The sequence below is a fragment of the Sulfitobacter sp. HI0129 genome, assembly GCF_001635395.1.
Lineage (GTDB): Bacteria > Pseudomonadota > Alphaproteobacteria > Rhodobacterales > Rhodobacteraceae > Sulfitobacter.
Map to the genome: position 1 here is coordinate 1 of NZ_LWGH01000885.1, position 1677 is coordinate 1677.

At 62.4% G+C, this 1677-nt stretch carries 2 protein-coding genes; one reads left to right on the forward strand and one right to left on the reverse strand.

The window, feature by feature from the left end; translation table 11 throughout:
• Positions 1-1074: 4Fe-4S dicluster domain-containing protein (locus tag A3764_RS20625; protein ID WP_150122348.1), on the reverse strand; the 1074-nt coding region annotated here is incomplete at its 3' end.
• 356 nt (positions 1075-1430) lie between these two features.
• Here A3764_RS20625 and A3764_RS20630 point away from each other — a divergent pair.
• The coding region (locus A3764_RS20630) for a DUF3305 domain-containing protein (protein ID WP_150122349.1) at positions 1431-1677 on the forward strand (247 nt) is incomplete at its 3' end.

The following is a 1677-nucleotide window of genomic DNA, read 5'->3' on the forward strand; positions in this document are numbered from 1 at the left end:
GTCCTGATCGTGGACGAGCAATCGGGGGGTCGTTCCCCCCGCCTTGCGATAGGTCTCCGCAAGGGTGTTCAACCGGCGGAACAGTGCGTCCACCGGCGGTGCATCGTAGGTAATGGCGCCGGAGGGGCAGGCCGCGGAACAGGCACCGCATCCGGCGCAGATCAGCGGATCGACGGCGACGTGGTCCCCATCGGGCGTAATCGCCCCGGTGGGGCAAAGATCGAGGCAGTTGGTGCAGGCCACCTGCCCCGCGCGCGAATGCGCACAGAGGCTTTCGGTAAGGCGTACGTAGAGCGGCTTTTCGAAAGTACCGACGAGTTCGGAGGCTTCGCGCACCGCCTCGGCAAGGGCGGGGATGCTGCCCGGATCGGCGCGCAGGTAGCCATCGCGCTTGTGGGGGGCCGGAAACAGCGCGGCTTCGCCCGTCAGGTCCAGAACGATATCGCATTGGGATTCGGCCCGGTCCCGCGGGGCGGTAAACTCCGGCGCGCCTCGGCCGCCCGGTATCCGCTGGCGCAGGCCGTCAAACACGATTTCGAAATTACCCAAGGCGCCCTTGGCGCTGCGCAACCGGCCCAATACGACATCGAACCGCGGGTCCGCATCCGCCGCATCTTCGCCGGACGTGAGCAAAACGGTAACGGCGAGCGTGTCGCACAGACGGCGCGCCGCGTCGAGTGCCGCATCGGCGGGACCGAGGATCAGGCAGGTGCCCTCGCTCACGACATCCAATGCCCGCGGCAGAGGTATCGCCAGATTCGCCTCGGCCACCAGCGCGGCCATCTTGGGGCCGGCATCGCCGTCGTCGTCATGCCAGCCCGCACGGTCACGGATATCGACGAAGCCGGGAATTTCGCTACCGATCTCCTCCGCCAGTTCCTCGAAGCGTCGGCGTTCCTGCTGGCAGGCGATTGTCACCTCACCTTCGGCCAATGCCTTGGCGGCGACGTCGATCTGCTTGGTGCAGAGCGCCGTATGCACACGCGAACAAACCATGTCGCTGGCAGTTGCGATGGTATCGGCGTCCACGGACTGACTGCCGAGGCAGTCACAAAGAAGCAAAGTTTTCGGCATGTTCCCCCCAAGCCGCTAGCAGGGCCGCAGCCCTGGCAGCTTTCGCTGTCGCGCATGCAAACTAAAGGGCTTTGCCACAAGCCGCAAACCCCAATTCAGCACCCCCGATGCAGAATAGTGCGCTTCGCAAGCGCAGCAAAAATTATCAGATAAAAACAGTCGGATAACTTGTTTTTAACGCCTGTTAGCGCTCCCTTTCCTTTGGGGCACTTGCTGCGTTGCAGCATGCGGAAAATTGATCGCGTTAAATTTTATTTACCCTTTGATTCACCCCCCGGATCTTCGATTATACAACCCACTGTTCTCACCAACCGACCGGAGTATTCTTGCAAAAGTTGCCAAGATTCGCGCAATCCATGCCTATCGGAATCGTCCTGCGCAGGTCGCCGGGCGTGACTCGATGGGCTGATGTCGTTTGGCGTGCCACTGGCATCCTGCCGGGCGCGGATGAGGCCGATTGGAAGCTGCTGCGGCAGGAAGGCGAGAGCGCGGAATACCATGCCGCCACCCTTCCGCTGACGCTCTACCGGTCCGATACCGAAGCGTATGTCCACGGTCTTGCGGCCAAGGTTCCGTGCCTTTTCGTTGTCTGCCGCGAAACCG